Annotated in this window: 8 protein-coding genes; all 8 read right to left on the bottom strand. The window is 67.8% G+C overall.

The genetic code is table 11. The features are described from left to right. A partial coding sequence (locus B2W70_RS00835; RefSeq protein WP_286742042.1) for a DUF1631 family protein occupies positions 1 to 1,849 on the bottom strand: 1,849 nt, incomplete at its 3' end. Positions 1,850 to 1,922: 73 nt separating this feature from the next. Continuing rightward, positions 1,923 to 2,969 (bottom strand): protein translocase subunit SecF, encoded by a 1,047-nt coding sequence (secF, locus tag B2W70_RS00830; RefSeq protein ID WP_286742041.1) that lies wholly within the window; start codon positions 2,967 to 2,969, stop codon positions 1,923 to 1,925. Between the two features lie 18 nt (positions 2,970 to 2,987). Further along, entirely contained in the window at positions 2,988 to 4,844 is a 1,857-nt protein-coding gene (gene secD / locus B2W70_RS00825) for a protein translocase subunit SecD (protein WP_286742040.1), read from the bottom strand. A 37-nt stretch (positions 4,845 to 4,881) separates the two neighbouring features. Continuing rightward, on the bottom strand, positions 4,882 to 5,208 hold the full coding sequence (gene yajC, locus B2W70_RS00820; RefSeq protein WP_058086967.1) for a preprotein translocase subunit YajC: 327 nt from the start codon (positions 5,206 to 5,208) through the stop codon (positions 4,882 to 4,884). Positions 5,209 to 5,369: 161 nt separating this feature from the next. Continuing rightward, entirely contained in the window at positions 5,370 to 5,666 is a 297-nt protein-coding gene (locus B2W70_RS00815) for a DUF493 family protein (RefSeq protein ID WP_058086957.1), read from the bottom strand. A 10-nt stretch (positions 5,667 to 5,676) separates the two neighbouring features. Next, a complete protein-coding gene (locus B2W70_RS00810) occupies positions 5,677 to 6,906 on the bottom strand; it encodes a D-alanyl-D-alanine carboxypeptidase family protein (RefSeq protein ID WP_286742039.1) in 1,230 nt (409 codons plus the stop codon). Between the two features lie 115 nt (positions 6,907 to 7,021). Further along, entirely contained in the window at positions 7,022 to 7,699 is a 678-nt protein-coding gene (locus tag B2W70_RS00805; protein WP_286742038.1) for an alpha/beta hydrolase, read from the bottom strand. 24 nt (positions 7,700 to 7,723) lie between these two features. Continuing rightward, positions 7,724 to 7,872: (2Fe-2S) ferredoxin domain-containing protein (locus B2W70_RS00800; protein ID WP_414631014.1), on the bottom strand; the 149-nt coding region annotated here is incomplete at its 5' end.

Here is a 7,872-nt window from a genome sequence, read left to right as displayed (position 1 = left end):
TGAGCAGCGGCGGCAGGCGGCGCAGCACTTCGGCGCGCTCCTCGCGCGAGGTCTTGGCGCTGGCCGACCAGATCAGGTCGGCCGCAGCGTGCTTGAGCGCCCGGGTGGCGTCACTGGCCTGGCCATGCTGCACCGCGCTGTGCGCCAGCACATCGGCCCAGACACGGAAGAGGAAATCGCGCACGCCTTCGTGCACCGGCACCGACTCGAGCATCTTGCGCAGCTCGATCGTGTACTGGATGGCCCAGGTCTCGCGCTGCTCGACCTGCTGGGCCAGCGAGATGCCCTTGCGCCCGGCTGCGTGCTCATCGCGGAAATAGGTTTCCAGGAAGCGCTCGAACTCGGTCAGCACAGTCTGGAACACCTTGCGACCGGTGTCGGGGTAGGCCTCGACCACCTGCACGACGCGGCGGATCTCGCGGTGCAGGGCGTCCTCGCCCTCCTGGGCGCCGGCCACGAAGCCCATCACGCACGAGCCCATGCGGTCGATCAGGCGGCGCGCCGGGTGGCTGGTAGAGGCAAAGAAATCGGGCTCGCTGACGGCCACGCGCAGCACCGGCATCTGCAAGCGGGCGAACCAGACTCGGATGCTCGCGGGCAGGCGCTCTTCCATGAGGATGGCCTGAAACAGCAAGGCCACGACCTCGATGGTGGCCCGCTCGGACGGGCTGGTGGCGGCCTTCTTGAGCGCAGCGCGATCGTGGTCGAGGTCGCGCAGGGCCGCTTCGGGGGTGGTCGGCGCGCTGCCATCGACCGGCTCGGCCCGGCGCCGCACCGCCTCACCCACCTGCCGAATGGCCAGGCCCAGCGAGGTCGACACCGGGCCGGGGGCCCGCAGGGCCGCATCGGGCTTGGTGGGCACGAAACCCGGCACGTGGCGGGCCACGAACTGGTTGAGCTGTCCCAGCAAGGCCTGCGACTGCACCGCCACACGCCCCAGGCCTGGCACCTGCGTGAGCATGCGGGTCTCGTCGTAGGCCTGACCCAGGGGCTGCAAGCCGCTGTTGCCGCCCGTGACGGGCCCCATGGACACGCCAGAAGCACTGGGGACGCCCATGCCGCCGGAACCGGACGGGCTCCAGCCGCCAGCCATGCCCACGCCACCACCGCCACGCAGGCTGGCGATCGTGTCCAGCCCCATCGGTCGGCTGGGCATGACACCCGGCGCCGCCCGTCGGATGAACGGGCGCAAGTCGATCTCAGGGCGCACGCCCTGGTCCAGCAAGGCCTCGTTGGCCGCGTGATAAGCCTCCTGCACCCAGCTGGAGACCTCCTGGTGCAGCACGTTCTGCAGCGTCTGCCAATGCTGCATCGACAACTCTGCCGCCAGCCAGGCGTCGAGCACCTGCTTGGCGATCCAGGGCGCCGCCAGCACATCTTGCTGACCATGGGCGGCATCGACCGCCCCGCCCACAGACTGCAGGCGTGCATTGAGGTCGGTGTACTCCTGCCCCGACAGGTCGGCGATGGCCTGGGCCAGGCGAGACGCCGTCAGCCCTTGCTCGACTTCGCTGTCTTCGACCAGGCTCAAGGGGATGTCCACCGGCACCCCGGATGACGCCCCCGAGGCGCCCGCGCTGCGCACGGACAAAGGGCGTCCGAGGCGCACATCTGACAGCGCCTGGCTCAGTTGCGTGGTGAGCGCCTGGTGCCACCCCCTGACGGCACGTGGCAGGTCCAGCACCAGGTCACGGCGGCGGGCGTGCAGCGCCGGCTCCGCCGACTGCGTGGCCAGCGTGCGGGCGCCGTCCAGGCACGCCTGCACAAGACCACGGGCGCCGTGGATCAGTGCCTCGAGGTGCGTGACGCGCGCCCCCTGGGCCAGGGCTCGGTGAGAGGCCAATGTCATGAAAAAAGCCGGCCGGCACCCCTGAGGGGGCGCTCCAACCGGCCTGGATGAGTTTTCCGGTTATCGCCCGACTCTACACCACCGCCCCGGCGTGCGGATCGTTGGGATCGACGTCCGGCTTGGAGGCCTTGACAAGGTCTTCGCGCTTGACACCCAGCCACATCGCGATGGCCGCAGCCACGAACACGGAGGAGTAAATGCCGAAGACGATGCCGATGGTCAGCGCCAGGGCGAAGTAGTGCAGCGTGGGGCCGCCGAAGATCAGCATGGCCAGCACCATCGCCTCGGTCGAGCCGTGGGTGATGATGGTGCGGCTCATCGTCGAGGTGATGGCGTGGTCGATGATCTCGGGCGTCGACATCTTGCGGAACTTGCGGAAGGCCTCGCGAATGCGGTCGAAGATCACGACCGATTCGTTGACCGAGTAGCCCAGCACCGCCAGGATGGCCGCCAGCACCGAAAGCGAGAACTCCCACTGGAAGAAGGCGAAGAAGCCCAGGATGATGATGACGTCGTGCAGGTTGGCGATGATGCCGGCCACGGCGAACTTCCACTCGAAGCGGATCGCCAGGTAGATCATGATGCCGACCACGGTGACCAGCAGGGCCAGGGCGCCGTCGCGGGCCAGTTCATCGCCCACCTGCGGGCCGACAAATTCGGAGCGCTGCAGGGTCACGGGCTCGGTGCTGGCGCTGGCGCTCCCAGCCGCCGCGTTGGCACCCGTCAGGCAGACCTGGCGGTCACCCTTGTCCGAGGCCTGCGTGCTGACCTGGCCGGACTCGGCCGAGCACAGCGCGCCGAACACCTTGCCCACCAGCTCGCCCTGCTTCATCTCGCCGCGCAGCGGGATGCGGATCAGCACGTCGCGCGAGGTGCCGAAGTTCTGCACCTGGACTTCGCCCAGGTTCAGGGTTTCGACCGCCTCGCGGGTCTTGGCCAGGTTGGCCGCCTGGGCGTACTGCACCTCGATGAGCGAGCCACCGGTGAACTCGATGGAGAAGTGCAGGCCCCGGGTGACCAGGAAGAAAACAGCTGCAGCGAAGGTCAGGAACGAGATGAGGTTGAAGACCAGCGCATGCCGCATGAACGGGATGTCGCGCTTGATGCGGAAAAATTCCATGGTGCGTCGCTCCTCTTCTTAGTCCTGGGGCTTCCAGACCTGTCCGATGGACACGCCCTTGAGCTTTTTCTGACGGCCATACCAGAGGTTGACCAGCCCACGCGAGAAGAACACGGCCGAGAACATCGAGGTCAGGATGCCCAGGCAGTGCACGACCGCAAAACCGCGCACCGGGCCCGAACCGAAGGCCAGCAGCGACAGCCCCGCGATCAGCGTGGTGACGTTGGAGTCCAGGATGGTGGCCCAGGCGCTCTCGTAACCGGCGTGGATGGCCGTTTGCGGTGCCGAGCCGTTGCGCAGCTCTTCGCGCACCCGCTCGTTGATCAGCACGTTGGAGTCGATCGCCATGCCCAGCGTCAGGGCGATGGCCGCGATGCCCGGCAGCGTCAGCGTGGCTTGCAGCATGGACAGCACCGCCACCAGCAGCAGCAGGTTGACCGACAGCGCGATGGTCGAGAACACGCCGAACAGCATGTAATAGATCATCATGAAGATGGCGATGGCCGCGAAGCCATAGACCAGGGAGTTGAAGCCCTGCGCGATGTTCTCGGCGCCCAGGCTGGGGCCCACGGTGCGCTCCTCGATGATCTCCATCGGCGCGGCCAGGCTGCCTGCGCGCAGCAGCAGCGCGGTGTCGGCCGACTCTTCCGGGCTCATGCGACCGGAGATCTGCACGCGGCCACCGGAGATTTCACCGCGGATGACGGGAGCGGTGACGACCTCGCCCTTGCCCTTTTCGAACAAGATGATGGCCATGCGCTTGCCCACGTTCTCGCGGGTGACATCGCGGAAGATGCGCGCGCCACGCGAGTCCAGCGTGAGGTGGACGGCGGGCTCGTGGTTCTCGTCGAAGCCGGACTGGGCGTCGTTGAGGTTGTCACCGGTGAGCACCACCTGGCGCTTGACGATGACGGGCACGCCACTGCGCTCGAGGTAACGCTCGGAGCCGAACGGAACCATGCCGCCAGCCAGCGCGGCCTGGGCCTCGGTGCTCTCGTCGACCATGCGCACTTCCAGGGTGGCGGTGCGACCGATGATGTCCTTGGCCTTGGCGGTGTCCTGCACGCCGGGCAGCTGCACGACGATGCGGTCGGCGCCTTGCTGCTGGATCACGGGCTCGGCCACGCCGAGTTCGTTGATCCGGTTGTGCAGGGTGGTGATGTTCTGCTTGAGGGCCTGGTCCTGGATGGCGCGCTCGGACGTGGGCTTGAGCTTGCCGACCAGGGTCACGTCGCCCGAGGCGTCGGTGCCATCGGCCCAGCTCATGTCGAGGATGCTGTCGGACAGCAGGCCACGGGCGGCGTCGCGGGTGGCCGCATCGCGAAAGCGCACGGTCACGTCGTTGCCATCGCGGCGGATGCCACTGTGGCGGATGTCCTTGTCGCGCAGCAGGGTGCGGATGTCGCCCGAGATGCTCTCGGCCTTCTGCGTCAGCGCGGCCTTCATGTCGACCTGCATCAGGAAGTGCACGCCACCGCGCAGGTCCAGGCCCAGGAACATCGGGTGCGCGCCCATGCTGCGCAGCCAGTGCGGCGAGCGCGAAACCAGGTTCAGCGCCACGATGTAGCGCGGGTCGGACGCATCGGGGTTGTAGGCGCGCGCGATGGCATCGCGGGCCTTGATCTGCGTGTCGGTGTCCTTGAAACGCGCGCGCACCGAGGTGCCGTCAAGCTCGACGAAGTCGGACGTCACGCCCGCTTCCTTGAGCACGGTCTCGACGCGGGCGACGTCATCTGCCGACAGCTTGATCGTGGCCTTGCCGCTGGAGAGCTGCACCGCCGGTGCCTCGCCAAAGAAGTTGGGCAGGGTGTAGACCAGGCCGACCAGCAGGGCCACGGCGATGATCAGGTACTTCCACCAGGGGTAGCGGTTCATGCGGTCCTCGGCTGCGCTTTTTCGGTGCGCTTTTTATTTACTTGCTGACGGTGCCCTTGGGCAGCACCTGGACGATGGCCACGCGCTGGATCTGCAGCTCGACGCCATTGGCCACTTCGATGTGCGCGTAGGTGTCGCCCAGCTTGCTGATCTTGCCGATCAAGCCGCCTTGGGTGACCACTTCATCGCCCTTGGAGAGCGCCTCGAGCATGGCCTTGACTTCCTTTTGCCGCTTCATCTGGGGGCGGATCATCACGAAGTACAGCACGACGAACATGAGCAGCAGGGGCAGCATGCTCATCAGGCCACCAGAGGCGCTGGCGGCGGGGGCGGCGGCTTGGGCGTAGGCGTCGGAAATCAACACGGTTCAGGGTCCTTCTCGAACAAAGGGCCGAGGCGCCGGAGCCCCAGGGCGAAATGCCCAGGCGCCCGGCACACCGGCCGAAAGTGGCTCAGATTGTATGCGGCGGATGTGAAGGGCAGCTCTCGCGGGCCCGACACCGCCAACGGCGGTCATCGAACGCGTCAGAGCACGTACTTGACCTGAGGCAGGCTGGTCATGGCGCGGTAGATGTTGTCGAGCTGCTCGCGGCTGGTGGCGGTCACCACCACGGTCAGGCCGACGTAGGTGCCGCTGCTGCTGGGGCGGCGCTCCAGCGTGGCGGCGTCAAAGCCCGGGTCGTGCTGCACGGCCACGGCCACGACCGAAGCCACGAACTCCTCGTGGTGAGGGCCCATGACCTTGATCGGGAATCGGCTGGGGTACTCGATCAGCGACTGCTCTGGCGGGATCGGTGGGTTGACGGGTTGGTGCGTGCTCATGTCAGGTGCCTCACTGGATGCTCAGGCGCATGGCGTCCCAGGCGCGACCCAGCCAGCCGGCAGCCGGCACGTCGTCAAGCGACTGCAGCGGCAGGGTCTGCCAGGGCTGGCCGTTCAGGGTGACCTGCAGGCGCCCCACGGACTGGCCCTTGCTCAAGGGGGCCAGCAGCGGGTCATTGCGCGTCACCACCGTCTTGACGGCAGCGGCCTGGCCGCGCGGCACCACCACGACGATGGGCTGCAAGCGCCCCAGGCGCGCCGAGTTGGCCGCGCCCTTCCAGACCTGGGCGGTGCTGACGGCCTGGTTGCCGTCGAACAGCTTGACCACGTCGAAGGCGCTGTGGCCCCAGTTCAGCAGCTTCTGGCTTTCGTTGGCGCGGGCCTCGGGCGAGGCAGCGCCGAGCACCACGCTGAGCAGGCGACGCTCGCCCCCGGCGGTGGGGCGCTTGGAGGTGGAAATCAGGCAGTAGCCGGCGTTGTCGGTGTAGCCCGTTTTCAGGCCGTCGACCGTCGGGTCGCGGAACAGCAGCAGGTTGCGGTTGCCCTGCTTGATGCCGTTGAAGGTGAACTCCTTCATGGAGTAATACGGCAGCGAGTTCGGGAAGTCGGAGATCAGGCGCGTGGCGATGATCGACAGCTCGCGCGCCGTGCTCAAGTGACCCGGTGCAGTCAGGCCTTCGGGGTTGGCGAACTTGGTCTGCTTGAGGCCAAAAGCCTGGGCCTGGCGGTTCATCATCTCGACGAAGACCTCGACCGTGCCGCCCACGCCTTCGGCCAGGGCCACGGTGGCGTCGTTGCCGCTTTGCACGATCATGCCCTTGATGAGGTCATCGACCTTGACGCGGCTGTTGATGTTGATGAACGAGCGCGAGGCCCCCGTCATGCCCGTGCGCCAGGCGCGCTCGGAAACGGGCAGCTCCTGCGTCAGCGAGAGCTTGCCGTCCTTCAGCGCCTGAAAAACCAGGTAAGCGGTCATCAGCTTGGTCAGCGAGGCCGGCTCGACGGCCTGGTCGGCGTTGCGCGCACCCAGCGTCTGGCGCGAGGACAGGTCTTGCAGGATGAACGCGCGGGCGGCCACCTCGGGTGGCTGCGGCATGGCCTGGGTGGGCTCGGCGAACAACGAGGCAGCGCCCGACGGAGATTGGGCAACGGCGCCCAGGGGAGACAGGGACAGCGCCACGGCCACCAGGGCCGAAGTGGTCGCGCCCAGAAGGTGGCGGCGGGAGGGGGAAGCAGTCATGCCGGCAATATGGGGGGAAGGAAGGGTGAACACAAGGAAGAGGATGCAAAGTTTTGCAAGCGCGTGATGCACGCGCTGGCGGCGAGCGAAACGGATCGGCCGCGAAGCGCGGCGTTCAGCCCCCGGCCTCGCGGGCGGCATCGGCCCTCAGGTGGCGCAACACGATGTCGCGCAAGCCGCCGAGTTGCCCATGGAAGAAGTGACCTGCGCCCGGCACCACCGTCACCGGCAGCTGCTGTGGCCGCGCCCAGTCGAGGATGGCGGACAGGGGCACCACGTCATCGGCCTCGCCCTGTACCACCAGGGTGTGAGGGGGCACGGCTGGCACCTCGAAACGCGACGCGGCCGGGCTGACCAGCACCACCGTGGACGGTGCACGCACCGCAGGCTGGTCGGCCGCCGCTTGCAGCAAGCGACTGCTCGCCTGGGCCGCCACGTACCCACCGAACGAGAACCCCGCCAGGGCCAGCGGCTTGCCCGCCAGCGCCGGGTCACTCAGGTGATGGGACACCACGGAGAGCAGGTCGGTGGTTTCTCCCCGGCCCTCGTCGTAATGGCCTTCGGACTGCCCCACGCCACGGAAGTTGAACCGCACCGCTCGCCAGCCGGCCAGCACGAACGCGCGCACCAGGGTGTGCACCACCTTGTTGTCCATCGTGCCGCCCATGAGCGGGTGCGGGTGGGCGATGACCGCCAGGCCGCGCGGCACAGCGGGCCCCGTCGGGTCCTCGACCACGACCTCGATGTGGCCGGCCGGGCCGTCGATGAGCAGGGATTGCGGGCGCCCAAGCATGGTGTTGCGAAGCGGTGGACCGCCTCAGCGGCCGACGTCGTCCGGCAGCTCCAGGCGCTCGACAACCTCGCCGCCGATCAGGTGGCGGTCAACGATCTCGTCGATGTCGCTCTGATCGACGAAGGTGTACCAGGTGCCCTCGGGGTAGACCACGGCCACCGGCCCGCCAGCAC

The organism is Aquabacterium sp. UBA2148, from assembly GCF_002328915.1.
Classification (GTDB): Bacteria; Pseudomonadota; Gammaproteobacteria; order Burkholderiales; family Burkholderiaceae_C; genus Aquabacterium; species Aquabacterium parvum.
Note: the sequence above shows the minus strand (reverse complement) of the source record. Positions and strands in the feature narration are given on the sequence as shown.